This window comes from Actinomadura viridis (genome assembly GCF_015751755.1).
GTDB classification, from domain to species: Bacteria; Actinomycetota; Actinomycetes; order Streptosporangiales; family Streptosporangiaceae; genus Spirillospora; species Spirillospora viridis.
In genome coordinates this window covers 3,625,355-3,648,803 of record NZ_JADOUA010000001.1, presented here as the reverse complement: position 1 = coordinate 3,648,803, position 23,449 = coordinate 3,625,355, and the positions used below count along the sequence as shown (strand labels likewise).

At 75.8% G+C, this 23,449-nt stretch carries 24 protein-coding genes; 14 read left to right on the top strand and 10 right to left on the bottom strand.

What is annotated here, in order from left to right; genetic code table 11:
* Window positions 1–76 precede the first annotated feature (76 nt).
* Entirely contained in the window at window positions 77–1,807 is a 1,731-nt protein-coding gene (locus IW256_RS16485; RefSeq protein ID WP_420535411.1) for a sensor histidine kinase, read from the bottom strand.
* 198 nt (window positions 1,808–2,005) lie between these two features.
* On the opposite strand from IW256_RS16485, the gene IW256_RS16480 reads away from it, so the two are divergent.
* Window positions 2,006–2,647 carry a response regulator transcription factor gene (locus IW256_RS16480; protein WP_197016349.1) on the top strand — a complete coding sequence of 214 codons (642 nt, stop codon included), beginning with the start codon at window positions 2,006–2,008 and terminating at the stop codon, window positions 2,645–2,647.
* A 102-nt stretch (window positions 2,648–2,749) separates the two neighbouring features.
* Window positions 2,750–3,247, top strand: a complete 498-nt coding sequence (locus tag IW256_RS16475; protein ID WP_197011824.1) for a pyridoxamine 5'-phosphate oxidase family protein — start codon at window positions 2,750–2,752, stop codon at window positions 3,245–3,247.
* 5 nt (window positions 3,248–3,252) lie between these two features.
* Here IW256_RS16475 and IW256_RS16470 read toward each other — a convergent pair whose 3' ends face one another.
* The gene (locus IW256_RS16470) at window positions 3,253–3,996 is read right to left on the bottom strand and encodes an SRPBCC family protein (RefSeq protein WP_197011823.1); all 744 of its coding nucleotides are present in this window, start codon (window positions 3,994–3,996) and stop codon (window positions 3,253–3,255) included.
* Window positions 3,997–4,226: 230 nt separating this feature from the next.
* Here IW256_RS16470 and IW256_RS16465 point away from each other — a divergent pair, with 230 nt between their 5' ends.
* A complete protein-coding gene (locus IW256_RS16465; RefSeq protein ID WP_197011822.1) occupies window positions 4,227–4,682 on the top strand; it encodes an Hsp20/alpha crystallin family protein in 456 nt (151 codons plus the stop codon).
* 152 nt (window positions 4,683–4,834) lie between these two features.
* Here IW256_RS16465 and IW256_RS16460 read toward each other — a convergent pair whose 3' ends face one another.
* The 3 genes from IW256_RS16460 to IW256_RS16450 all read right to left on the bottom strand — a co-directional run bounded on the left by IW256_RS16460 (window position 4,835) and on the right by IW256_RS16450 (window position 9,625).
* Complete coding sequence (locus tag IW256_RS16460; protein WP_197011821.1) at window positions 4,835–5,800, bottom strand: universal stress protein; 966 nt, start codon at window positions 5,798–5,800, stop codon at window positions 4,835–4,837.
* Window positions 5,801–5,923: 123 nt separating this feature from the next.
* Window positions 5,924–8,605: a bifunctional acetate--CoA ligase family protein/GNAT family N-acetyltransferase gene (locus IW256_RS16455; protein ID WP_197011820.1), complete on the bottom strand. Its 2,682-nt coding sequence runs from the start codon at window positions 8,603–8,605 to the stop codon at window positions 5,924–5,926.
* A 174-nt stretch (window positions 8,606–8,779) separates the two neighbouring features.
* Complete coding sequence (locus IW256_RS16450) at window positions 8,780–9,625, bottom strand: universal stress protein (RefSeq protein WP_197011819.1); 846 nt, start codon at window positions 9,623–9,625, stop codon at window positions 8,780–8,782.
* A 238-nt stretch (window positions 9,626–9,863) separates the two neighbouring features.
* Here IW256_RS16450 and IW256_RS16445 point away from each other — a divergent pair, with 238 nt between their 5' ends.
* From IW256_RS16445 to IW256_RS16425, 5 genes are all read left to right on the top strand, one after another.
* Window positions 9,864–10,244 (top strand): STAS domain-containing protein, encoded by a 381-nt coding sequence (locus IW256_RS16445; RefSeq protein ID WP_197011818.1) that lies wholly within the window; start codon window positions 9,864–9,866, stop codon window positions 10,242–10,244.
* Window positions 10,245–10,253: 9 nt separating this feature from the next.
* A complete protein-coding gene (locus IW256_RS16440) occupies window positions 10,254–10,874 on the top strand; it encodes a CBS domain-containing protein (protein WP_197011817.1) in 621 nt (206 codons plus the stop codon).
* 232 nt (window positions 10,875–11,106) lie between these two features.
* Complete coding sequence (locus IW256_RS16435; RefSeq protein WP_197011816.1) at window positions 11,107–11,670, top strand: flavodoxin domain-containing protein; 564 nt, start codon at window positions 11,107–11,109, stop codon at window positions 11,668–11,670.
* Window positions 11,667–11,888 carry a hypothetical protein gene (locus tag IW256_RS16430; protein WP_197011815.1) on the top strand — a complete coding sequence of 74 codons (222 nt, stop codon included), beginning with the start codon at window positions 11,667–11,669 and terminating at the stop codon, window positions 11,886–11,888. Before IW256_RS16435 ends, IW256_RS16430 begins: the two co-directional genes overlap by 4 nt.
* Window positions 11,889–11,897: 9 nt before the next feature.
* Window positions 11,898–12,851: a universal stress protein gene (locus IW256_RS16425; protein ID WP_197011814.1), complete on the top strand. Its 954-nt coding sequence runs from the start codon at window positions 11,898–11,900 to the stop codon at window positions 12,849–12,851.
* Here the strand turns inward: IW256_RS16425 and IW256_RS16420 are convergent.
* The 3 genes from IW256_RS16420 to IW256_RS16410 form a co-directional block, all read right to left on the bottom strand.
* Complete coding sequence (locus IW256_RS16420) at window positions 12,830–13,720, bottom strand: universal stress protein (protein WP_197011813.1); 891 nt, start codon at window positions 13,718–13,720, stop codon at window positions 12,830–12,832. The two genes, IW256_RS16425 and IW256_RS16420, sit on opposite strands and share 22 nt — an antisense overlap.
* 10 nt (window positions 13,721–13,730) lie before the next feature.
* Complete coding sequence (locus IW256_RS16415; RefSeq protein WP_197011812.1) at window positions 13,731–14,588, bottom strand: universal stress protein; 858 nt, start codon at window positions 14,586–14,588, stop codon at window positions 13,731–13,733.
* Window positions 14,589–14,857: 269 nt separating this feature from the next.
* Window positions 14,858–15,271, bottom strand: a complete 414-nt coding sequence (locus tag IW256_RS16410) for an OsmC family protein (protein ID WP_197011811.1) — start codon at window positions 15,269–15,271, stop codon at window positions 14,858–14,860.
* A gap of 317 nt (window positions 15,272–15,588) precedes the next feature.
* Between IW256_RS16410 and IW256_RS16405 the strand changes: the two genes are divergently transcribed.
* From IW256_RS16405 to IW256_RS16385, 5 genes are all read left to right on the top strand, one after another.
* The gene (locus IW256_RS16405) at window positions 15,589–16,278 is read left to right on the top strand and encodes a CBS domain-containing protein (RefSeq protein WP_197011810.1); all 690 of its coding nucleotides are present in this window, start codon (window positions 15,589–15,591) and stop codon (window positions 16,276–16,278) included.
* A 41-nt stretch (window positions 16,279–16,319) separates the two neighbouring features.
* Window positions 16,320–16,760 carry a universal stress protein gene (locus IW256_RS16400; RefSeq protein ID WP_197011809.1) on the top strand — a complete coding sequence of 147 codons (441 nt, stop codon included), beginning with the start codon at window positions 16,320–16,322 and terminating at the stop codon, window positions 16,758–16,760.
* Window positions 16,757–19,183, top strand: a complete 2,427-nt coding sequence (locus IW256_RS16395; RefSeq protein WP_197011808.1) for a glycoside hydrolase family 65 protein — start codon at window positions 16,757–16,759, stop codon at window positions 19,181–19,183. The genes IW256_RS16400 and IW256_RS16395 overlap by 4 nt, the downstream gene beginning before the upstream one ends.
* Window positions 19,184–19,292: 109 nt before the next feature.
* Entirely contained in the window at window positions 19,293–19,973 is a 681-nt protein-coding gene (locus tag IW256_RS16390) for a CBS domain-containing protein (RefSeq protein ID WP_231403812.1), read from the top strand.
* Window positions 19,974–19,976: 3 nt separating this feature from the next.
* The gene (locus tag IW256_RS16385) at window positions 19,977–21,479 is read left to right on the top strand and encodes a bifunctional aminoglycoside phosphotransferase/ATP-binding protein (protein WP_197011807.1); all 1,503 of its coding nucleotides are present in this window, start codon (window positions 19,977–19,979) and stop codon (window positions 21,477–21,479) included.
* 62 nt (window positions 21,480–21,541) lie between these two features.
* On the opposite strand, the gene IW256_RS16380 is transcribed toward IW256_RS16385, so the two are convergent.
* Both IW256_RS16380 and IW256_RS16375 read right to left on the bottom strand, forming a co-directional pair.
* A complete protein-coding gene (locus tag IW256_RS16380; protein WP_197011806.1) occupies window positions 21,542–21,931 on the bottom strand; it encodes an ArsR/SmtB family transcription factor in 390 nt (129 codons plus the stop codon).
* A gap of 2 nt (window positions 21,932–21,933) precedes the next feature.
* Window positions 21,934–22,140 (bottom strand): DUF3073 domain-containing protein, encoded by a 207-nt coding sequence (locus tag IW256_RS16375; RefSeq protein WP_197011805.1) that lies wholly within the window; start codon window positions 22,138–22,140, stop codon window positions 21,934–21,936.
* Window positions 22,141–22,385: 245 nt separating this feature from the next.
* Here IW256_RS16375 and IW256_RS16370 point away from each other — a divergent pair, with 245 nt between their 5' ends.
* The gene (locus tag IW256_RS16370; RefSeq protein WP_197011804.1) at window positions 22,386–23,441 is read left to right on the top strand and encodes an NAD(P)-dependent alcohol dehydrogenase; all 1,056 of its coding nucleotides are present in this window, start codon (window positions 22,386–22,388) and stop codon (window positions 23,439–23,441) included.
* Window positions 23,442–23,449: the final 8 nt, after the last annotated feature.

The window sequence follows — 23,449 nt, the reverse complement described above, 5'->3', positions numbered from 1 at the left end:
GGGACCGTAGGGGCGAAGGACACGAGCCGCGAGGGACCTCCGGGCACTTCTCCGTTGGTGGACGGCCTCGCTCCGCTTAGCGGACGGCCTCGTCGTCGAGCGGGACCCACCAGTACAGCAGCGTGCCGCCTCCCGGACGCGGTTCGAGGCGGAAGGCGCCGCCCAGCCGCTCGGCGCGCTCCTCCATGTTGCGCAGGCCGCTGCGGCGCCCGGTCTCGGGGACCCCGACACCGTTGTCCTCCACCCGCAGGGACAGGGCCTCGTCGCCGACCTCGACCGCCACGGTGACCTCGCTGGCCCGCGCGTGCCGGGCCACGTTGGACAGCGCCTCCTGGACCACGGCCAGCAGGTGCTCCCCCGTGCCGGGCGGGACGGCGGTGTCCAGCAGGCCGTCCAGCCGTTCGGTCGGGGCGAAGCCCAGGCGTTCGGCGGCGGCGTCGACGACGCCGTGCAGGCGGCTGCGCAGGCTCTCCTCGTCGGGCGCGGCCTGCAGCGCGAAGATGGTCGAGCGGATCTGGCGGATGGTGTCGTCCAGGTCGTCGACCGACCGCTGGATCCGCCCGGCGACGTCCCGCTTCTCAGTGATCTTGATGGCGCTCATCAGCGTCATGGCGGTGGCGAACAGCCGCTGGATGACGGTGTCGTGCAGGTCCTTGGCGATGCGGTCGCGGTCCTCCAGGAGGGCCAGCCGCTCGGCGTCGCGGCGGCGGTCGGCCAGCTCCAGCGCCACCGCCGCCTGGGCGGCGAACGCCTCCAGCAGCCGCTGCGCGGACTCGCCGAACGCCACGCCGCCGGGCGGGTTGGAGATGGCGATCACCCCGCGCGCCGACGGGCCCAGGCCCAGCGGAACGAGCAGCATCGGCCCGATCCGGGCCTCCTCCGGCATCCCGGAGGCCCGGGCCTCCGCCCCGCCGTCGTCCAGCCGCAGGGGGGTGCCGCTCTCGTAGACGCCACGGGCCACCGCGTCCTGCACCGGGACGCACAGCCCGCGCACCGCGGCGGCGCCGGCGCCGTCGGCGGCCTCGATCACGAACTCCCGGGCCGCCTCCTCCATCAGCCACACCGTGCCCAGCCCGGCGTCGGCGATCTCCCGGGCGCGCCGCGCCACCAGGGCCGTGACCTCCTGCGGGTCGGTGCCCGACAGCAGCGTGGTGGAGATCTCCGCGGACGCCTCCAGCCAGAGTTCCCGGCGCCGGGTCTCCTCGTACAGCCGGGCGTTCTCGATCGCGACGCCGGCCGCCGTGGCCAGCGCGGTGACGACGACCTCGTCCTCCTCCTCGAACCGGCCGCCGCCGGCCTTCTCGGTCAGGTAGAGGTTGCCGAAGACCTCGTCCCGGACCCGGATGGGCACCCCGAGGAAGGTGTGCATCGGCGGATGGTTGGCCGGGAAGCCGTACGACTCGGCGTGGGCGCCGATGTCGGTCAGGCGCAGCGAGTGCGGCTCCTTGATCAGCAGGCCGAGGATCCCGTGCCCGTGCGGCCAGTGCCCGATCGCCTCGATCTCCCTGTCGGTCACCCCGACGGTGATGAACTGGACCAGCCGCTCGCCCTCCTCGCTGATCACGCCGAGCGCGCCGTAGCGGGCATCGACGAGCGTGGTCGCGGCCTCGGTGATGCGGCGCAGCACCGTCTCCAGGTCGAGCTCGCTGCCGATCGACACCACGGCCTCGAGCAGCGCGTGCACCCGGTCGCGGGTCCCGCGCGCGGCCTCCAGCCGCGACTGGAGCTCGGCCAGCAGGTCGTCCAGCCGCATCTGCGGAAGGATCAGCCGGGCCCGGTCGTCACCGGGACGGTGCTCCTGCGTCACTGGCTGCTCCTCCGCGTTCGGGACGGCGGGGCCGGGCCCCGCTCCGGGGACGTTGGTCCCCCGCCGCGGGGACCTCGGCCCTTTCGGTCGGGTCCGATGCCCGCTAGCGTCAATTCCACCACCAATCCAGCACAGGGGGGAACCGTGCCCGAGACCGGCCGGACCGACGAGGGCCGGGAGCCCATCCGCGTGTTCCTCATGGACGACCACGAGGTGGTCCGCCGCGGCGTGGCCGCGCTGCTGTCGGCCGAGGAGGACATCGAGATCGTCGGCGAGGCGGGCACCGCCGACCACGCCCTGGCCCGCATCCCCGCGGCCCGTCCCCACGTCGCCGTCCTGGACGTCCGGCTGCCCGACGGCGACGGCGTCACCGTCTGCCGCGAGATCCGCTCCCGGATGCCCGAGGTCGCCTGCCTCATGCTCACCTCGTTCGACGACGAGGACGCCCTCTTCGACGCGGTCATGGCGGGCGCCGCCGGCTACGTCCTCAAGCAGATCCACGGCTCGGACCTGGTCGGCGCCGTCCGTACCGTCGCCTCGGGCCAGTCCCTGCTCGACCCCCGCAGCACCGCGCGCATGCTCCAGCGGATCCGCGAGCGGCAGGAACGCAAGGACCCGCTCCAGGCCCTGTCCGACCAGGAGCGCCAGATCCTCCAGCTCATCGGCGAGGGGCTGACCAACCGGCAGATCGGCGAGCGCATGTACCTGGCCGAGAAGACCGTGAAGAACTACGTCTCCAACCTCTTCGCGAAGCTCGGGATGAACCGCCGTACCCAGGCCGCCGCGTACGCGGCCCAGCTCAAGGCCGAGGCGCCCAAGAGCGACAGGCGTGAACGGTAGGCCCAAGGTCCGTCGCGGAGGGGGACCATCCGGTGCCGACGGCCCGTCCGGCGGGGACGTTCGACTCTGCGCCGCGCGGCCCGGGTGGCGAACCCTGGAACCATGACGAACGAAGGCAACGGCCCCGAGCCCCTCGCGCGCGACGAGTGCCTGCGGCTGATGGCGACGGTGCCGGTCGGCCGGGTGGTCTACACCGACCGCGCCCTCCCCGCCATCCAGCCGGTGAACTTCGTGCTCGACGACGGCCGCGACGTGATCATCCGGACCGAGCGGGGGTCCGCCCTCGCCGCGGCGCTGCGCGGCGCCATCGTGGCGTTCCAGGCCGACGACATCGACACGGTCCTGGCCACGGGCTGGTCGGTCACCGTGGTCGGGCCGGCCACGCACGTGACCTGCCCCGCCGAGATCGCCCGGCTGGACCGGCTCCCCCTGCGCCCCTGGGCGCCCGGCCGCAGGGAGCACTACGTCCGGATCGCCGCCCGGTACGTCTCGGGGAGGCGCGTGACCGCGCCCGGCCCGCAGGGACGCCCGAGCACCCGGGACCGCGCGACCGCGGCCGGCCACTCCTGCTGCCCGGAGGACACCAACGTCCCCCGGTAGCGCGGCTACCCGGGCTCCGATCCCGTCCGCCCCGCCTGCCGCGCCCCCGCGCGCTCGGCCTCCGGTCCGGCCCGGTGCCCGGGAGGCCCCTGGGACGCGGTCCGGCCGACGCGCCGGGCCAGGTTCCGGAACTGGCGCAGCTGCATGATCAGGTGGGCCGGCTCGCCCAGGAGGAACCCGGCGATCCAGTCCGCCGGGCGCGGCCGGCCGTACCCGCGGGTGCGCACCACCAGCCGCGTCCGCCCGTCCGGCAGCGGGGTGAGGTGGAAGCCCCAGACGCCCTGCGTGTACGCCCTGGGATAGGGCCGTCCCGGATCGAACGGGCGCCCGGTGGGGATCTCCAGGTCGGAGCGCAGCACCAGCGTGCGCGGCGCGTCGAGTTCGGCGACGGTGAAGTACGTCGCGCCGCTGGGCGCGGAGTCCACCCGGTCCCCGGCCGCCAGGTCCTGCCACTCGGGGACGATCCGCTCGGCGCTGGGCCGCCCGCCGTTGTCCAGGCGGTCCCAGCTGTACCAGCCGGCCCGGTCGCACCCCATCTGCACCAGCCAGGGCCACACGGCCTCCGGCGGTGCCGGAAGGGTGGTGGCCATGGTGCTCTGGGAGTCGGCCTCGGGAATGGCGGAGTCCCCGGGATACACCGCCGCCGCCTCGTCGCGCGTAGCGCCCCAGCGCCTGATCCTGGGCCTGACGAACGCGGCGTAGCCGGCGCCCATCGCCGCCAGCGGGAGCAGAACTCGTTTACCGATCACGCGGTTGCCTCCTGACGGGGAGCGCGGGAAGTTCCGGACGCGTCCGGCGCAGCAGCGGCCCGGCCTCGCCTCCTAGAGCCGAAGGTCCCCCCTGGCCCCCTTCGGGAAACCCCTGGGCGCGGCCGGGGACGGCAGGACCAAAGTCCCTGGCCAGGGGGAACAGCGGCACTTCACCCCCCGGCGGTGGCGGGCGTGGACTGGAGCTGGAAGCACCATCTGTGGAGGACGTGATGAGCACACTGGAGCGCCGGGAACCGCACGGACTGTTCCCCGACCTGTTCGACTGGCTCGAGTCACCGCTGTCGATGCTGCGGCCCGAGCTCACCCAGGCCATCCGGGTGGAGAACTACATCGAGGGCGACGACTACGTGATCCGCGCGGAGCTGCCGGGCATGGACCCCGACCGGGACGTGGAGATCACCGTCTCGGCCGGCGTGCTGAACATCCACGCCGAGCGGCGCGAGGAGCACAAGGAGACCCATCGCTCGGAGTTCCGCTACGGATCGTTCACCCGGTCCATGGCGCTGCCCAGCGACGTCGACCCGGACGCGATCAAGGCCGGGTACGACAAGGGCATCCTCACCGTCCGGGTGCCGATGTCCAGGGCCGCCAAGGAGGAGGCCAAGCGGATCACCATCCAGAAGGAGGCGGCCGGCGGCAAGGAGGAGATCTCCGGGGAGAAGTGAGCGGACGCCGGTGAGGGCGCCGGGGCCTTCGGCCGTCCCGGCGCCCTCTCGCGTTCCCCAGCCCTCTCGCTCGCGTCTCCGGCCCTCTCGCTCGCGTCTCCGGTCGGTCCTCTCGCGTTCCGGCCTGCGCCAGGGATGCGTTCGGGCCCGCCCTACGGCGTTCCGTCCGTGGAGCCGGGCGCGTGCACGACCGCCACGGGGCAGGGCGCGTGGTGGAGCAGGGCGTTGCTGACCGATCCGAGGAGCAGCCCCCGGATGCCGCCCATCCCCCGCGATCCCACGACCAGCAGGGACGCGCCGGCCGCCGCGTCGATCAGCACCTCCCGGGGCCGCCCGGTCAGGACCCGCCCCCGCGCCTCCACGCCGGGGTGCAGCTCGCGGCCGGGGATCATGAGCCGGGCGAGCCGCGCCTCGGCCGCCTCCCGCAGCCCCTCGCTCCCCACCAGCGGCGGCAGGTCGAGTTCGAGGTCGGGCAGCGGCTCCCACACGACCACCGCGGTCAGCGGGACGCCGTGCGCGGCCGCCTCGGTGAACCCCAGGGCCAGCGCCCGGACGGAGGCCGGGGAACCGTCCACGCCGACCACCACCGGGCCCGCGGCCGCCGCCGGGCGCGGCTCGGCCGGCCCCCGTACGACGACCACCGGGCAGGGGGCGTGCGCGGCCAGCTGCGCGCCGACCGATCCGAGCAGCAGCCCGGTGAACCCGCCCCGGCCGCGCGACCCGGCCACGGCCAGCTCGGCCTCCAGGTCCCGGCTCACCTCGATCAGCCGGGCCGCCGCGTCCCCCCGCTCCAGCCGGGCGTCCACCCGCAGCCCGGGGGCGGCCTTCCGGACGTGCTCGACGCCCTCGGCGAGGATCCCCTCGGCCGCCGTCAGCAGGTCCACCGTGGGCATGGCCATCGAGGCGCCCACGTAGAGCTCCCAGACGTGCACCACGGTCAGCGCGGAGTCGCGGGCACGGGCCTCGGCGACGGCCCACTCCAGGGCCTGGACGCCCGCCTGCGAGCCGTCGTACCCGACGACGATGCCGCCGGGCCGCCGCGCCCGCTCCCCGGCCCCCGTCCCCTGGCCGCCCGTCTCCCGGCCGCCCGTCTCACGGGTGGTGTCACTGCCGTCCATGCGGTCCTCCTGATCTCCGTGCCGCGACGCCCCCCAGCCTCACGTGGCGGCGATCGCCGCGGCAGAGGCGTCGGTCCATGGGCGGAAGGGACCTTGGGCCTCCGTGGCCGGGCGGGGCGCCGGTCACCGGAGCCGGCGCAGGTAGGGGTCCCAGGCCCGCTGCGGGACGAGGCGGACGCGGGCGTCCACCGCCACCACCCCGTCGGCCCGGACGATCGTGGGGTTGAGGTCGAGCTCGGCGATCTGCGGGTGGTCGGCGGCCAGCCGCGACAGCCTCAGCAGCAGGTCCGCCAGCCCCGGCAGGTCTCCGGCGGGGCGGGACGGGTGGCCGAGCAGGACGGGAGCGATCCTGGACTCGCGGATCAGCTCGCCGGCCTCCACGTCGGTGAGCGGCGCCAGCCGCGCGGCCCGGTCCGCCAGGGCCTCGGTGTCCACTCCGCCGGCGCCGAACACCACCAGCGGCCCGAAGACCTCCTCCTGGACCAGCCCGCAGAGCACCTCCACGCCCTGCGCCGCCATCGCCTGCACCAGCACGCCCCGCAGATCGTCGCCGAAGCGGGCGGCCAGCCGCTTGAACGCCTCCCGGACCCGGTCCTCCCCGTGCAGGTCCAGCAGCAACGCCCCGGCCGCGGTCTTGTGCACCACGCCCGGCACGTCGGCCTTGAGGGCCACCCCGCCGCCCAGCCCGGCGGCGGCGCGGGCCGCCTCGTCCTCCGACCGCGCCCACCGCCAGGGCGCCAGCGGCACTCCGTAGGCTTCGAGCAGCCGGAACGCCTCGTCCGGCGGCGTCCAGCCACCGCCGGGCTCCCGGGCCAGGAACCCGCCGATGATCGACGCGGCCTCGGCCGGGCGCGCGTCGGGGAAGGCCGGGTGGACTCCGCGGGGCCGGGCCCGCCAGCCCGCGTACGACCAGGCGCCCGCCAGCGCGCGCACCGCGCTCTCGGGGAAGGCGTAGGCCGGCACCCCGCCGCCGCCGACCGTGACCGTCTCGGCCTGGCCGAGCACCACCGCGGCCACCGGCTTGCCGCCGCCGCGCACCGCGTCCCGCAGATCGGCGAGGGCCGTCGGGGCGACCAGGACCAGGACCGCGTCCACCGACGCGTCGGCGGCGATCACCTCCAGCGCGGCCCCGAACCGCTCGGGCGTGACGGCGGCGGTGGTGTCCACGGGGTTGCCCACGGCGGCGCAGGACGGCAGGAGCGCGGCCAGCCTCTCCCGGGTGGGCGCGCTCAGCGGCGGGACGATCAGGCCCGCGTCGGCGCAGGCGTCCGCGGCCAGCACGCCGCCGCCGCCCGCGTTGGCGACGATCGCGACCCTCGGCCCGGCGGGCAGCGGCTGGTGGGCCAGCAGCGCCGCGGTGCCGACCAGGTCCCCGAGGTCGTCGGTGGCGACGATGCCGGCCTGCCGGAACAGCGCGCGGCGGGTCACCGCGGGCGTCGCGGCGGCCGCGGTGTGGGAGGCGGCGGCGCGGGTCCCCGGCGCCGAGCGGCCCGCCAGCACCGTCAGCAGCGGCATCCGCTCGGCCACCCGGCGCGCCGTGCGGGCGAACTTGCGCGGGTTCCCGAACGACTCCACGTGCAGCAGCCCCAGCCGGGTGTCCCCGTCGGCCTCCCACCACATGAGCATGTCGTTGCCGCTGACGTCGTACTTGTCCCCGACCGAGGCGAACGACGACACGCCGATGCCCAGCCGGGACAGGTGGTCGATCAGCGCGATCCCCACCCCGCCGGACTGCACCACCACCCCGGCCGAGCCGGGCCGCGGGTGCCCCGCCGCGAACGTGGCGTCCAGGCGCTCCGGGACGTTCGCCACGCCCAGGCAGTTGGGGCCGACCAGCCGCATGCCGTGGGCGTGGCAGGCGTCCAGCAGCGCGCGGCCCTGCGCGGCGGTCAGCCCTGACCCGATCACCACCACCGCCCTGGTGCCCCGGCGCCCGCACGCGGCGGCGGCCCCGGCGACGGCCGCCGCCGGGACGGCGAGCACCGCGAGGTCGGGAGGCTCGGGCAGGTCGGCGGGCGCGGCCACGCAGGGCACCCCGCCCAGCACGCCGCCGGCGGCGTGCGGGTTCACCGCGTACACCGCGCCCTCGAACCCGGCGGACCGGATGCCGCGCAGGATCGCCGCGCCGACCGTTCCGGGACGGCGCCCGGCGCCGACCACCGCGATCGCCCGCGGGCGCAGCAGCGGTTCCATGCTGGCGATGGCGGCGCGGCACTCGCGGGCGGCCACGGCGGTGAGGTAGCGGTCGTCGGTGTCCAGGAAGTTCCCGCGCTCGCCGAGCGGGATGGTCGCCTCGATCACGCCGCCGGCGAACTCGCGGCGCGTGGGCAGGCCCGCGTCGGCGAACACGCGCAGCATCGCCGCGTTCTCCGCCAGCACGTCGGCGCGGAACGCCCGGACGCCGCGGGCCCGGGCCAGCGAGGCCAGGTGCTCCAGCAGCAGGGTCCCCACGCCCCGGTGCCGCATGTCCTCGGCGACCGCCATCGCGAACTCGGCCTCGGGCCCGCCCTCGCCGCCGCCGTCACCGCCGATGGGCTCGTACTGCGCCACCCCCACCAGCCGGCCCCGCAGCCAGGCTCCGAGGGCGCCGCCGCCGGAGCGGTCCTCCCCGCAGATCCGGTCGGCGATCCGCCCGGCCATCTCCCGGTTGAGCCCGAAGAAACGCAGGTAGAGGCTCTCGGCGGACAACCCGGCGTGCAGGCGGCGGACCGCGTCGTGATCCTCGGGGGCGGGCTGCCTGATCTGGACCTGGGTGCCGTCGGTGAGCAGGGCGAAGACCGGGGCGCCGGAAGCGAGTTCTGTCATGGCCCAAGCCTCCGGCGGCCGGGCCCGTCGATCAGCGGCCGAACGTCACCGCGGGCCGGGACCTTGGGCCCGTTCGCACGGCCCGTTCGCACGGCCCGTTCGCACGGCCCGCCCGCACGGCCCGTCCGCACGAGGGGCCCCGATCGTGCGGGTACCCGATCGCGCGCAGGGCCCTCACTCGTGCGGGGGAACCCCCGCCGGCACGACCACGGCGGGGCACCGCGCGTGGTGCAGGACGGCGTGGTTGACCCGGCCGAGGGCCATGCCCATCCAGCCGTGCCGTTCATGGGCTCCGACCACGACCAGCGCCGCCTTCTCCGACGCGGAGACCAGGGCCTGCGCCGGGGTGCGGTCGGCCACCACCGGGGTCACCGGGACGTCGGGGAACCGCTCCGCCCAGCCCGCCAGGGCCTCCGACAGCTCCAGGTCCTCGACCATCCGCTGGTGCGGCGAGCCGAACTCGCCGCCCATCGCGTGGACGGCGACGAGCCGGGCGCCCCTCAGCGCCGCCTCCTGGAAGGCCCACTCCAGCAGCCGCGTCTCGCTGTGCCGGCCGTCGACGCCCACCACGATCTCGGCCGGGGCGCCGGACGGATGGGACGCCGACCTCGGGACGACCAGCACCGGGCACACCGCGTGCGCCGCCACGTGCAGGCCCACCGACCCGAACAGCAGTTCCTCGAAGCCGCCGATCCCGCGCGCGCCCACGGCGACCAGCGACGCGTCCTCACTCTCGGTCACGAGCGCGTGCCCGGGCTCGTCGGCGCGCAGCACCGTCTCGACGTCGAGGCCCGGACGCTGCTTCAGCGCGTACTGCCTCGCCTCCTTCAGCAGGTCGGTCCGCTCCGCCTCCAGATGCCGGTGGACCTCCTCGGAGAAGGCTCCGTCGCGCGTCAGGACCCGCGAGGCGTGGACGAGACGCAGCCCCAGCCCGTGCAGTTCGGCGTGCTCCCCCGCCCAGTCCAGCCCCTGCCACGCGTGGGCCGAACCGTCGATGCCCACCACCACCGGATACCGCATTTTCCCGCCCCTCGTGCCCTCGTGCCCGTGACCGTTCCCGTCTCGACGGTAGGGGTCCCGGCTCCCGGGATCTGGTGACGAAGGTCCTCGTCCCGCGGGCCGAACGGGCAGGGTTGCGGCGCGCGGCGGGGCCCGGACCTTGGAATGCGCCGGACGGGACCTTCGCCCCTATGTGCCCCCCGATCCGTGCCCGGAGCATGTGAGGCGATCCCGAAACCCGGCTTGAAGGAGCGACGGCATGAAGAGGACGACCGGGCGGGCCCGGGGCGGCGGCCCGGACGGCCCGTGGTTCAGGGCCTCGGTCGACCGCGTCGGCGGATCGGTGACCGGCGTCAGCGCGCGCGGTGACCTCGACATGGCGACCGCGGGGGCGTTCGGCACGGTGCTGGCCGGCCTGATCAGCACCCGCCGGCCGAACGTCGTGATCGACGCGTCGGAGCTGCGGTTCTGCGACTCCGCGGGGCTGGCGGTGCTGGAGCTGGCCGGAGACCTGGCGGAGGCGTGCGGCGGCCTGGTCACCCTGGTCGGCGTGCGGCCGCTGGTGGCGAGGGTGCTGCGGATCACCGGCCTGGACCGGCGCTTCCTGTTCCCCGGCCCCTCCGCGCGGGCCACCGGCTGAGGCGGCCGCATGCTGATCCGCGAGGTGATGACGGCCCCGGTGGTCACCCTGCCCCGGGACGCCACGGTCCGCCAGGCGATCCGGGTGCTGCACGAGCACGACATCACCGCGGCGCCGGTGGTGGACCGGGACGGGCGGCTGGCCGGCATCGTCAGCGAGATGGACCTCCTGCGCGGCGCCTTCGAGGCCGACCCGCGCGCCTTCGCCCGTCCCGTGGCCGCGCCGGGCGGGCCGCCGCCCCGGCGGGTCGAGGAGGTCATGACCGCGCGGGTGCGCACGGCGCGGCCCAACTCCGACGCCGCCGCGCTGGCCGACATGATGATCCGCACCGGGATCAAGAGCGTGCCCGTCCTGGACGGCACCGTGCTGGTGGGCGTCGTCAGCCGCCGCGACCTCATCGCGGTGCTGGCGCGCGGCGACGCCCGCGTCCGGGACGACGTGGTGGCCGCGCTCGCCGGCCACGGCGCGCCCGGCGACGGCCCGTGGGCGGTCACCGTGAGCGACGGGGTCGTGGAGCTGAGCGGGCCTGCCGATGAGGCGGCCCGGCGCCTGGCCGGGGTCCTGGCGCGTACCGTCCCCGGGGTGACCAGGGTCGTCGTGCGCGGCCCGGCAGGCCAGGGCTCTGTCTGAAGGTCCCGGCCCACGGCGCTCGCCTCGCCTCCGGCACCGCCGCCGCACGGGGGGGTAGCGCGGTCGCGCGGTGGCTGAGACCACTTCGAGGCAGGCGGGGGCGGCCGGCGGCGGGACCGTCTCGGCCGTTCTCTGGGACGTTCGCCCCTACTGGCCCCTCACCAGGGCGTATTGGCTGAAGGCGGCGGGACGGCGTTTCCGCCCGTACCACTGCTCAGGGGGAGGTGGCGACATGTTCGTTCTCGTCGGCTACGCGACCGCTCACGGGTCCACGCGGAGCATCGCGGAACGGATCGGGGCGAGGCTCACCGAACGCGGGAACCGCGTGGACGTCCGGCCGATGGACGAGGTGAAGGACGCCGGTGCCTACGAGGCGTTCGTGCTCGGCAGCGCCGTCCACAACCAGAGGTGGCTGCCCGAGGCGAGCGAGTTCCTCCACGAGAACCAGGCCCTGTTCAGGGAGCGCCCGGTCTGGGCGTTCAGCGTCGGGATGCCGGCCGCGCTGCGCGGCCCGTGGAAGCGGATGGGCCCCAGGGAGGGCCCCAAGATCACCGCCACCCTGGAGAAGACGGCGCGGCTGCGCGACCACCGGCTGATGTCGGGCGTCGTCGGCCGCGAGCAGATGTCCCGCGCCGGGCACCTGGTGTTCCGGGCTCTGGGATGCCGCTACGGCGACTACCGCGACTGGGCGGCCGTCGACGGGTGGGCCGACGACATCGCCGGCCGGCTGGCCGCGGAGGGCGCTCCCCGGCCGCCGTCGGGCGCGGTGCGCGAGGACCGCGGGGGCACGCGATGACCGCGCGGGGCGCGGGCGGGCCCGGCGACCCCGCCACCGCGGTGCTGGAGCAGCGCGTCGCCGCCCTGGAACAGCAGGTGGCGGCCCTGGCCGGGGCGATGCGCACGCTGACCGCCGGGCTGGAGGAGACCCCCTTCCGGGAGCCCGGCGACACGACCGCCGCCAGGGCGGCCCGGCAGGCCCGCGAGGTGCTGATCGCGGCCCGGCTGGGCGGCTGAGGAGCGGGCATGACCGTTCCCACCGCCGGCAGGCCCGCCGCCGGGCGGCCCGTCACGGACGGCCCGGTGATCGTCGGCGCCGACGGCTCCGCCGCCTCCGACCAGGCGGTGCGGTGGGCCGCCGCGGACGCCGCCCGCCTCGGGCTCGCGCTGCGGATCGTCCATGTGGCGGCCCCGGCGCGCACGTACCACGGCCGCGCGCCCCTCGGCCCGGGCCGGGTCCGGGGCGGCGCCGCCCGGCGGGTGCTGCGCGACGCGTGCGCCATCGCCCGCCGGGACCATCCCGGCCTGCGCGTGGAGGTGCGGCTGGCGCACGACCGGAACGCCGCGGCCGGCCTCCTCGGTCACGCGGCCGAGGCGTACGAGGTCGTGATCGGCCATCGCGGGCTCGGCGGCCTGCCCGGGCTGCTGCTCGGCTCGACCGGGCTGCGGCTGGCCGGGCACGTGCCCTGCGCCGTCGTGGTGGTCCGCGGACGCGAGGACGCCTCCTACCGCGAGGTCGCCGCCGGCCTGCCCCTGGAGGGCGACCCCACCGCCGTCCTGGAACACGCCTTCACCGCCGCCTCGGCCCGGGGGGCGCGACTGCGGGCGGTGCACGCCTGGCGTCGTCCCGCGCGCACGGCCGTGGAGTCGGGCCTGGACCTCAACGCGGTCCAGGAGGCCTGCCGGGACCGGCTGGCCGCCATGCTCGCCCCCTGGAGGGACCGCCATCCGGACGTGGAGGTCATCACGGACCCCCTCATGGGCCATCCGGCCGGGATCCTGGTCGAGGTCTCCTCCCACGCCGACCTGGTGGTCGTCGGCGCCCGCGGCCGTACGGGGCCGCACCTGGGCTCGGCCGGGCGTCTGGGTTCGGTCGGGCACGGCCTCGTCCACCACGCCCACTGCCCCGTCGCCGTCGTCCAGCCGGGTCGGCGGAACGAACGCGATGCGCGGGGCCGTCAGGGGCCGCCGGGCACCTGACGGTCGTGCGCGACGGCCACCGGGCACCGGGAGTGCTCGACCAGGAACCGGCTGACCGACCCCAGCGGCATTCCCCGCAGTCCGCCGCAGCCGCGCGCGCCGACCGCCAGCAGCCGCGCCCGTTCCGCCAGGGCCCCCAGCGTCTCGCGGGGAGGCCGGTCGAGGAACCTGGTCCGCACGTCCACCTCGGGGAACTTCTCCCGCCAGCGGGCGACGTCTTCCTCCAGCCGCTCCACGGCCGTCCGGCGCTCACCCGCGACCACCGCGGGATCGCCGGGATCGGACGCGTCGTGCGCCCGCCAGCACCGCACCACGACCAGGGGCGCGCCGGACCACCCGGCCTCCTCGAAGGCCCAGCCCAGCGCCGCCCCCGCGCACGCCGAACCGTCGAAGCCGGCGACGACCTCGCCGCCCGCCGGCAGCCTGGCCACCCGCTCGGCGCCCGGGACCAAAACGACCCGGCCGGGGGCGTGGGCGCAGACCTGGGAGCTCACCGACCCCAGCGGCAGCCCCCGGAATCCCCCGAGGCCGCGCGAGCCCACGACCACCATCTCGGCCCGGCCGGCGTAGGCGCGCAGCGCCCCCACCGCGGGGCCGCGCACCCGCAGCGAGCGCACCACGCCGCACCCCAGCCGGCGGCGCGCGTCGATGTGGCCCCTGCACAGGTTCCGCTCGCCCTCGTGGACGCCGAGCGCCACCGCGCCGTCCTCGTCGCCGCGGAACTCGGCGGCGGGCGTTCCCGCGGTGCAGACGGTCAGGAGCGTCCCGTGCGACCCGGCCTCCCGGACCGCCCACTCCAGCGCCCGCTCACCTCCGCGCGAACCGTCGTACCCGACCAGGACGCCCAGCTCGGCGGATTCCCCGTGCATGTCCGGCCCGTCAGTGGGTGCGGGCACGGGCGATGACGACCGGGCACTCGGCATGGTGGACGACGCCATGGCTGACCGAGCCGAGCCGGGGGACGTCGAACCAGTTGTGGTCGTGCGCCCCCACCACGACCAGGTCGGCGGCCCGGGACGCGTCGCACAGCGCGGTGACGGGGTGCTCCTGCAGGACGTCCTCCACCACGTCGATGCCCGGGTAGGTCTTGCGCCAGGGCTCGTGCGCCTTGACGACCTCCCACCGCAGCTTCTCCTGGACGTCCTTGTCGTCGAGTTCCCCGGCCCGGCCCAGCGTCTCGCCGAGCCGCCAGGCGTACATCACCCTGATCCGGGCTCCGCGCAGGGCGGCCGCCTCGAAGGCGTACCGCAGCGTCTCGGCGGGGTCGGCCTCCAGGTCGATCCCCGCGACGATCTCGTTGTGCCCGGGGACGACGTCCCCGCGGACGATCACGACCGGCCCGGCCGCGTGGCCGGCCATCCGCAGGCTGGTGGAGCCGACCAGCAGGCTGGCGAACCCGCCCATGCCCCGGTTCCCCACCACCAGCTCGAAGGCGTTCCGGGACCGCTGCTCCAGCGCCGTGGCGGTCCCCTCGGCGACCAGATCCGTGGTCACCTCGACGCCGGGCCGCCGCTCGCGGGCGCGCCGCGCGGCCTCCGCGAGGATCCTCTCGCCGGCCTCGGCCACCTGGTGGGCCATCTGGCCGGGCGAGAACAGCGGGAGCTCGTAGAGGCCCTTGTCGACCGAATGCACGATCTGCAGCGGGCGGCCGCGCAGAGCGGCGTCGTCGGCCGCCCAGTCCACGGCGCTGTCGGCGCAGGCGGACCCGTCGGTGCCCACGAGTACCGGATCGGACATGTCCCTCAGCTCCTCCACGAGACGTTCCTCCAGGTCACGGGAGTCAGGCCCCGCCCCTTTCAGGCTTGTCCGCGCGGGCGTGACGGTTGTAGGGCCCAAGGTCCCCCGCCTGCGGCGAATGGTCCCTGGCCTGGCCGAGCCCGTCCGGGCGGGCTCCCCAGGCCACGGGCTCCCCAGGCCGCGAGCTCCCCAGGCCACGGGCTCCCCAGGCCGCGAGCTCCCCAGGCCGCGAGCTCCTCAGGCCGCGAGCTCCTCAGGCCACGGGCTCCTCAGGCCACGGGTTCCGACGCCGCGACGTCGACGGCGATCCGCGGCGCCTCGGTGAACGTGTTGTGCACGGTGCAGCGCCGGATGGCGGCCTGGAGCTCGGCCGCGTCCCGCTCCGACAGCCGTACCGGCGGCTCCATCACCAGGTCGACGCGCACCACGCGTTCGGGCGAGCCCGCCTTCACCGAGAAGCGGACCCTGGCCCGCAGGCCCTCGGCGGGCAGCCCGTGGGCGGCGAGGTAGCGGCGCCCGTCGTGCGCCGCGCACGCGGCGAGCCCGGCGACGAACAGCTCCAGCGGCGACGGCCCCGCGTCCATCCCGCCGGCGGAGTAGGGCTGGTCCACGTGGATCACATGGTCGCGGATGATGACGGCGAAGGCGTCGTCCATCCGGTGGATCACGGTGATGTCGTCCATGGCGCGCCTCCTCGGGTACGGCCTGGTCATCTCGCCGCTCCGGCGGTCCGGCCGGCGATCCTCTCCGCTCCAGCGTCCCCGGCCGCGCCGGCCGCGGGGCAGGGGCGAAGGTCCCCGGCGCGGGGGCCGCCCGCCCGCGCCGGGACGGGCGATCGGTCCGGCCGGCCGGGACCACTGCCGGGGGCCGCGGGACCTTCGTCCATGGCCCGCCCCGGCGGGCCGCGCCAGTGTTGAGACATGGCGGCGACGCCGGTGGCCGGTCCACCTGCCGCCCCCCAGGCCGGTGAGAGCCGGCGGACCGAGCCGAAGGAGACCTCGTGAAGACCACCGAAACCGCCGTGAAGGCGGTCATGACCACCGACGTGGTCACGGTCGGCGAGCGGACGCCGTTCAAGGAGATCGTCGAGCTGCTGCGGCGGCACCGCCTGCACGCGGTCCCGGTGCTGGACGGGGACGGCCGTGTCGCCGGGATCGTCTCCGACAGCGACCTGATCATGAAGGAGGCCGACCCGACCTCCGTCGAGGAGGACCACCTGCTGGCCGGTCCGCGCCGCCACCGCGAGTACCGGAAGGCGGCGGGCGCGACCGCGGCCGAGGTGATGACCTCCCCCGCGATCACCGTCACCCCCGAGGCGGGCCTGCGGACCGCGGCCGGCCGGATGCGGCGGCACCGGATCGGGCGGCTGCCGGTGACCGATCCGGTGACCGGCGCGCTGCTGGGGATCGTGAGCCGGTCCGACCTGCTCGGCGTGTACGACCGGCCCGACGCGGAGATCGAGCGGGACGTCCTCGGCGAGATCTCCGGCCTGGCCACCGCGCCCGCCGTGACGGGCCTGGAGGTGGAGGTGCGGCAGGGCCGGGTGGACGTGCACGGCAAGGTCGACCTGCGTTCGCGGATCCCGTCGCTGATGCACCAGGTCCGGCGGGTCGAGGGCGTGGTGTCGGCGCGGTCCCGCCTCCAGTGGCGCACCGACGACCTCATCACCGCGCACTACCCCTACATGTGAGCGGCCTCCCCCCAGGCCGCAGGAGTCCAAGGAGTCCCACCATGCAGTGGATGCCCGCCCAGCGGTGCGTCGTCGTCGGCGTCGACGGGTCACCGAACTCGCTCGCGGCGCTGCGCCGCGCCGCCGACGAGGCCCGGCGGCGGCACGCCCGGCTGGACGTGGTGCGCGTGCTGCCGCCGGGGCCGGGCGCCGGCCCGCTGCGGACGTTCCGGGAGTGGCTGCGGCTGCGCGCCCTGGTGGCCCGCCGGGTCGGCCGTTCCCAGCACCTCACCACCCGCCTGCTGATCGCCTACGGAGAGCCCGGCCGGGTCCTGGCGGAACGGGCCGCGCACGGCGAGCTGCTGGTCATCGGCGCCCGCGCCCACTCCGAGCACGGCGACCCGTTCGGCGGGGCGACCGTCCCGGCCGTCCGGCACGGCGCCCGCTGCGAGATCACCATCTGCGCGGACCACCGCGCGAGCCTGGGCGGCGATCCGGGGTGAGCCGCTGGCTGCTCGCCTACGAGGGGTACGACCCGCGCGCCGAGGGCGTCCGTGAGGCGCTCTGCACGCTGGGCAACGGGTACTTCGCGACGCGGGGCGCGCAGCCGGAGTCGGCCGCCGACGGCGTGCACTACCCGGGGACCTACATCGCCGGGTGCTACGACCGGCTGCCCTCGGACGTGGCCGGCCACACCGTCTCCAACGAGGACCTGGTCAACGCCCCGAACTGGCTGCCGCTCACGATCCGGGTGGAGGAGGGCCCGTGGTTCCGGCCCGCCGAGGCCGCCGCCCGCGGCGGCATGGCGTCCTACCGGCAGGAGCTGGACCTGCGGCGGGGCGTGCTGACCCGGCTCATCCGGTTCACCGACGAGGAGGGCCGGACGATCCGGATGGCGCAGCGCCGGATCGTGTCCATGGAGGACCCGCACGTCGCGGCGATGGAGACGACCATCGTCCCGGAGAACTGGAGCGGCCGGCTGGAGATCCGTTCCGCGCTCGACGGGCGGGTGACCAATGCCGGCGTCGCCCGTTACCGCCTGCTGAACGGGGCCCACCTGGTGCCCGGCGCCGAGGGCGAGCGGGAGCCGGAGTCGATGTGGCTGAGCTGCCGGACCGCCGCCTCCGGGATCGACATCGCCGTGGCCGCCCGTACCCGGGTGGACGCCGCCAGGGGCCGGACGGCGAGCAAGGAACGCGGCTGGATCGCCCAGGACATCGAGGTGGAGGCCGAGGAGGGCGTCCCCGTCACCGTCGAGAAGGTCGCGGCGGTGTTCACCTCGCGGGACCGCGCGATCGAGGAGTGCACGGAGGCCGCGCTCACCCGGGTGGAGCGGGCGGCGGGCTTCGACGAGCTGCTGGAACGGCACATCCTGGCCTGGGGGCGGCTGTGGCGCCGCTGCCAGCTGAGCGTCGACCGCGAGGACGTCCAGCGCGTGCTCAACCTGCACATGTTCCACCTGCTCCAGACGGTGTCGGAGCACACGGTGGACCTCGACGTCGGCGTGCCGGCGCGGGGCCTGCACGGCGAGGCGTACCGGGGCCACGTCTTCTGGGACGAGCTGTTCGTCCTGCCGTTCTTCAGCATCCGCTTCCCCGAGGCCGCGCGGGCCCTGCTGCTGTACCGGTGGCGGCGGCTCCCCGAGGCGCGCTGGGCGGCCCGGCGGGCGGGGCACCGCGGCGCGATGTACCCGTGGCAGAGCGGCGCCGACGGGCGCGAGGAGACCCAGCGGCTGCACCTCAACCCGCGCTCGGGCCGCTGGCTGCCCGACCACTCCCACCTCCAGCGGCACGTCGGCCTGGCCGTCGCGCACAACGTCTGGCGGTTCTACGAGGCCACCGGCGACGAGGAGTTCCTCGCCGAGTACGGCGCGGAGATGCTCCTGGAGATCGCCCGGTTCTTCGCCGACGCCGCCGTCTACAACCGGGCCCTGGACCGGTACGAGATCCGCGGCGTCATGGGCCCGGACGAGTACCACGACGGCTACCCCGGCCGGGCCGTGCCGGGGCTCGACAACAACGGCTACACCAACGTCCTGACCGTGTGGGTGCTGTCGCGGGCCCTGGAGGTCCTCGCGCTGCTCCCCGGCGACCGCCGCGAGGAGCTGCGCGAACGGCTGGCCCTCACCCGCGAGGAGATCGCCCGGATGGAGGACGTGAGCCGCAAGATGCGGGTCGTCTTCCATGACGGCGTGCTCAGCCAGTTCGAGGGCTACGAGGACCTGGAGGAGCTGGACTGGGACGCCTACCGGCGCAGGTACGGCGACATCCGCCGACTGGACCGGATCCTGGAGGCCGAGGGGGACTCGACCAACCGGTACAAGGCGTCCAAGCAGGCCGACGCGCTGATGCTGTTCTTCCTGCTGACGGGGGCGGAGATCGACACCCTCCTGGCCCGGCTGGGGCATCCGCCGGACCCGGGCCTGATCGAGCGGACGATCGCGTACTACCTCCCCCGCACCAGCCACGGGTCGTCCCTCAGCTCGCTGGTCTACGCGTGGCTGATGGCGCACGTCGACGGCGAGGAGGCGTGGCGGCTGTTCGTGGACACCCTGCACGGCGACGTGGACGACGGCCGGCGGGGCACCACGGCGGAGGGGATCCACCTGGGCGCGATGGCCGGGACGGTGAACCTCGTCCAGCGCTGCTACGCGGGCATCACCACGCGGGGAAGCGTGCTCAACCTCGACCCGAGGCTGCCCGCGGGGATCGGGGAGCTGCGCCTGGGGCTGCGCTACCGCGGGCACTGGGGCGTGGACCTGTCGTGCCGCCGTGACCGGCTGCGCGTCGAGCTGCGGCCCGGCGTCGCCTCCCCGATCGAGGTGGCCTGCGGCGGGCGGACCGTGACGATCGAACCGGGCGGCGCCTGGGAGACGCCGCTGTCGGAGGGCCGCCTGCCCCCGCCCTCCCCCGGCCCCGCCCCGTGACCGGGCCGCCCGCCCCGTCGACCAACGCCCTCCGGGTGGGGGACCTTCGCCTCTCTCCCCCGGCGCGCCCGCCGCCTAACGTCAGGACCGAGACCCCAGGGAGGAAGCCATGCGACGCCGGATGGTCGCCCACGTGATGACCAGGAACGTGGTCACCGTGACCGAGGACACCCCGTTCGCCGAGATCGTGGAGGCGCTGGCCGAGCACGACATCCGGGCGGTGCCGGTGATCGACGAGGACCGCCGGGTCCTCGGCGTCGTCAGCGACGCCGACCTGCTGCGCAAGGAGGAGTACCGGGACGCCGGCGAGAGCCGCCCGCTGTTCGAGGGCCGGCGGCGGCACGCGGCCCGGCTGAAGGCGGCCGCCATCGACGCCGCCGGGCTGATGACCGCGCCGGCGGTGACCCTGGGCCCCGACATGCCGGTGGCCAGGGCCGCCAGGATCCTGGCCCGGCACGACGTCAAGCAGGCGCCGGTCGTGGACGACGAGGGCCGCCTGGCCGGCATCGTGGCGCGGGCCGACCTGCTGCGCCTCTTCCTGCGCTCGGACGAGGAGATCCACGACGAGATCGTCCGGGAGGTCCTGGTGCACGACCTGTGGCAGGACCCCGCCCGGGTCCGCGTCCGCGTCCGCGACGGCGTGGTCGGGCTCACCGGAACCCTGGAGGCCAGGAGCCTCGTCCCGATCTGCGTGCGGCTGGCCGCCGCGACCGAGGGCGTCGTGGACGTGGTGGAGGATCTCGCCTACGACCATGACGACACCCGCCCGGCCTCCTACCCGCGGGCCTAGCCGATGACGCCCGCGCCCGCCGCCGTGAGCGAGACCCACACCGGGGTCGTCTTCTTCGCCGGAGACCGCGCCTACAAGATGAAGAAGCCGGTCGATCTCGGCTTCGTCGACTTCACCGGCCGCGCCTCCCGGGAACGCGCCTGCCACCGGGAGGTACGGCTCAACCGGCGCTTCGCCCCCGACGTCTACCTGGGCGTCGCCGACGTGCACGGTCCCGACGGCACCGTCTGCGACCACCTGGTCATCATGCGGCGGATGCCCGCCGAACGCAGGCTGTCGACGCTGGTGGCCGGGCACGCCCCGGCCGAGGCCGTCGAGGAGCCGGTGCGCGCCACGGCCCGCGCCCTGGCCGCCTGGCACGCCAGGGCACCGCGCGGCCCCGAGATCGCGGCCGAGGGCGGCCGGGACGCGCTGCTGGGCCGGTGGGCCGACGGCTTCGAGCAGGTCCGCCCCTTCCACGGCCGCGTCCTGGACGCCGCCGCGGCCGAGGAGATCGAGGCGCGCGCACGCGACTACCTGGCCGGGCGCGCGCCGCTGCTGGAGGCCCGCGCCGCCGCGGGGCGGGTGGTCGACGGGCACGGCGACCTGATGGCCGACGACATCTTCTGCCTGGACGACGGCCCCCGGATCCTGGACTGCCTGGAGTTCGACGACCGGCTCCGGTGGCTGGACGGCCTGGACGACGCCGCGTTCCTGGCCATGGACCTCGAACGGCTCGGCGCGCCCTCCCTGGCCGAGCGGTTCGTCCGCTGGTACGCCGAGTTCGCGGCCGACCCGGCCCCGCCCTCGCTCCAGCACCACTACGTGGCCTACCGGGCGTTCGTCCGCGCCAAGGTCGCCTGCCTGCGCCACGCTCAGGGCGACCGGCGGGCCGCCGCCGCGGCCGGGACGTTCGCCGGGACGGCCCTGCGCCACCTGCGCGCCGGCACGGTCGGGCTCGTCCTGGTCGGCGGCACGCCCGGCACCGGCAAGAGCACCCTCGCCGGCGCGATCGCCGGCCGGCTGGGCTGCACCCTGCTCAGCAGCGACCGGATCCGCAAGGAGCTGGCCGGGCTGTCCCCCGAGGACCCGGCCGCCGCCGCGTACGGGGAGGGCCTCTACGGCCCGGAACAGACCTTCCGTACCTACACCGAGCTGGCCCGGCGCACCCGGCGGCTGCTGGAGCAGGGCGAGACCGTCGTCCTGGACGCCTCCTGGACGTCCCGGGCGCACCGGGACCTGGTCACCGCCCTGGCCCGCCGGGAACGGGCCGAGCTGCACCAGCTGCGCTGCCAGGTGCCCGAGGCGGTCGCCGCCGAGCGCCTGCGCACCCGCCCGCGCGGGGCCTCCGACGCCGACGCGCACGTCGCGGCGGCCATGGCGGCCACCGCCGACCCCTGGCCCGAGGCGGTCACCGTGGACACCGGCGGCCCCCTGGAGAGATCCCTCGAACACGCTCTGGCGATCGTGCGCCCGCACGGCGCCGAGCACGTCTGGCGGCACCGTCCCCAGATCTCACCGGACTGACCGGACTGACCGGACCGGCGGGCCGACCGGCGTCCGGAGCGGCGTCCGGAGCGGCGCGGCGTTCAGAGCCGGTTCCCCAGGACCGGGTCGCCCACGGGCCGCTCCGGGGCCGGCTCGCGGAGCGGCCCGTCGGCCCTGAGCGCGGCCAGCAGCTCGCCCTGGTCGGCCAGCAGGTCGGTGAGGATCCGCCGTGCCGCGCCCATCAGCTCGGAGACGTCGCCGCCGGCCAGGGCGTAGGTCACCGTCGCCCCGTCGCGGCGGGCGGTCACGATCCCGGCCCGGCGCAAGACCGCCAGCTGCTGGGACAGGTTGGACGCCTCCACCTCGATCGCGGACAGCAGGTCCCGGACCGGCATCGGCCCCTCGCCCAGCAGCTCCAGCACCCGCACGCGCACCGGATGGCCCAGCGTCTTGAACAGCTCGGCCTTGGCCTGGTGGAGCAAAACCGGCACGCTCAGTCCTCCGGCTCCCCGGCACGCTCCCGGTCGTACCGTGCGTGGGGGTCGTACCGCTCGTCCTCGGCGGCGGTGTGCCGGTCGGCCGTGGCCGTCCCGGCGGCGCCCAGCTCGCGGCGCAGCCGCTCCAGGTCGGTGCCCCCTCCGCTGTACTTGAGCTTGCGAGCGACCTTCGCCTGCTTGGCCTTCGCCCGACCGCGCCCCATCCGTCCGTCCTCCTCGCTCGCGACCGCACCGGGTCGCGGCCCGCTCCTGCGTTGTCCGCACAGACTATCCAATTGAAGAATTCTTCAAGTCGAGAAGACAGCGGGAAGGAGTGTGCGATGGGCCACGCGCCGGTCGCGGACGGACGCCGGGCGGGTCGGGACCTTGGTCCATTGCCGGGGCCCGAGGCGCCGTTGTTCGCTGGAAGCCGGTCAGGGCACAGGAAGCCGACCCGTGAGGAGGCACCGTGCGCGCGCTGCGGTTGCTCGACTGGAAGTCCGAACCCGTGATGAGCGAGGTCCCCGATCCCGTGCCCGGCCCGGGGCAGGTGGTCCTGCGCGTCGGCGGCGCCGGGGCCTGCCACTCGGACCTGCACCTGATGCACGATTTCGAGGCGGGGCTGCTCCCGTGGGGACCGCCGTTCACCCTGGGCCACGAGAACTCCGGATGGGTGCACGCGACCGGCCCCGGCGTGACCGGCCTGGAACCGGGGCAGGCGGTGGCCGTGTACGGGCCGTGGGGCTGCGGCGTCTGCGCGCGCTGCCGGGTCGGGGCCGAGAACTACTGCGAGAACCCCGCGGGCGCCCCGGTGCCCGCCGGAGGCGGCGGGCTCGGGCTGGACGGCGGGATGGCCGACCTGATGCTCATCCCCGACGCGCGCCTCCTGGTCCCGCTGCCCGCGGCCCTGGACCCGGTCACGGCGGCGCCGCTCGCGGACGCCGCGCTCACCCCGTACCACGCGGTGCGCCGGTCCTGGACGAAGCTGGCGCCCGGCGCCACCGCCGCCGTCGTCGGCGTGGGCGGGCTGGGGCACCTGGCCGTCCAGATCCTCAAGGCCACCACCGCCGCCCGGATCGTGGCGGTCGACCTGCGGCCGCAGGCGCTCGACCTGGCCCGGGAGAGCGGCGCGGACCTCGTCTTCACGCCCGGCGACGCCGCCGCGGGGATCCGCGAGGCGACCGGGGGCCGGGGCGCGGACGTCGTCCTGGACTTCGTCGGCTCGGACACCACGCTCGCCCTGGGCGCCGCGGCGGCCCGGACGGTCGGCGACCTGACCGTCGTCGGCATCGGCGGCGGCACGCTCCCCGTCTCGTTCTTCTCGGTGCCCTACGAGGTGTCGGTGCAGACGACGTACTGGGGCACCCGGCCCGAGCTGATCGAGGTCCTCGACCTGGCCGCGCGCGGGCTGCTGCGCCCGGACGTGACGACCTTCCCGCTGGAGCGGGCGATGGACGCCTACCGCGCGATGGAGCGCGGTGAGCTGGCGGGGCGGGCCGTGATCGTTCCCGCCGCGCACGGCTGACGAGACCC

What these genes read in the sequence shown, in the direction of transcription:
- IW256_RS16480 (WP_197016349.1), top strand. Translation starts at nt 2,006, where the DNA reads ATGGACGACCACGAGGTGGTCCGCCGCGGCGTGGCCGCGCTGCTGTCG.
- IW256_RS16475 (WP_197011824.1), top strand. Translation starts at nt 2,750, where the DNA reads ATGACGAACGAAGGCAACGGCCCCGAGCCCCTCGCGCGCGACGAGTGC.
- IW256_RS16465 (WP_197011822.1), top strand. Translation starts at nt 4,227, where the DNA reads ATGAGCACACTGGAGCGCCGGGAACCGCACGGACTGTTCCCCGACCTG.
- IW256_RS16460 (WP_197011821.1), bottom strand. Translation starts at nt 5,800, where the DNA reads ATGGACGGCAGTGACACCACCCGTGAGACGGGCGGCCGGGAGACGGGC.
- IW256_RS16455 (WP_197011820.1), bottom strand. Translation starts at nt 8,605, where the DNA reads ATGACAGAACTCGCTTCCGGCGCCCCGGTCTTCGCCCTGCTCACCGAC.
- IW256_RS16450 (WP_197011819.1), bottom strand. Translation starts at nt 9,625, where the DNA reads ATGCGGTATCCGGTGGTGGTGGGCATCGACGGTTCGGCCCACGCGTGG.
- IW256_RS16445 (WP_197011818.1), top strand. Translation starts at nt 9,864, where the DNA reads ATGAAGAGGACGACCGGGCGGGCCCGGGGCGGCGGCCCGGACGGCCCG.
- IW256_RS16440 (WP_197011817.1), top strand. Translation starts at nt 10,254, where the DNA reads ATGCTGATCCGCGAGGTGATGACGGCCCCGGTGGTCACCCTGCCCCGG.
- IW256_RS16435 (WP_197011816.1), top strand. Translation starts at nt 11,107, where the DNA reads ATGTTCGTTCTCGTCGGCTACGCGACCGCTCACGGGTCCACGCGGAGC.
- IW256_RS16430 (WP_197011815.1), top strand. Translation starts at nt 11,667, where the DNA reads ATGACCGCGCGGGGCGCGGGCGGGCCCGGCGACCCCGCCACCGCGGTG.
- IW256_RS16425 (WP_197011814.1), top strand. Translation starts at nt 11,898, where the DNA reads ATGACCGTTCCCACCGCCGGCAGGCCCGCCGCCGGGCGGCCCGTCACG.
- IW256_RS16420 (WP_197011813.1), bottom strand. Translation starts at nt 13,720, where the DNA reads ATGCACGGGGAATCCGCCGAGCTGGGCGTCCTGGTCGGGTACGACGGT.
- IW256_RS16415 (WP_197011812.1), bottom strand. Translation starts at nt 14,588, where the DNA reads ATGTCCGATCCGGTACTCGTGGGCACCGACGGGTCCGCCTGCGCCGAC.
- IW256_RS16410 (WP_197011811.1), bottom strand. Translation starts at nt 15,271, where the DNA reads ATGGACGACATCACCGTGATCCACCGGATGGACGACGCCTTCGCCGTC.
- IW256_RS16400 (WP_197011809.1), top strand. Translation starts at nt 16,320, where the DNA reads ATGCAGTGGATGCCCGCCCAGCGGTGCGTCGTCGTCGGCGTCGACGGG.
- IW256_RS16390 (WP_231403812.1), top strand. Translation starts at nt 19,293, where the DNA reads ATGCGACGCCGGATGGTCGCCCACGTGATGACCAGGAACGTGGTCACC.
- IW256_RS16385 (WP_197011807.1), top strand. Translation starts at nt 19,977, where the DNA reads ATGACGCCCGCGCCCGCCGCCGTGAGCGAGACCCACACCGGGGTCGTC.
- IW256_RS16375 (WP_197011805.1), bottom strand. Translation starts at nt 22,140, where the DNA reads ATGGGGCGCGGTCGGGCGAAGGCCAAGCAGGCGAAGGTCGCTCGCAAG.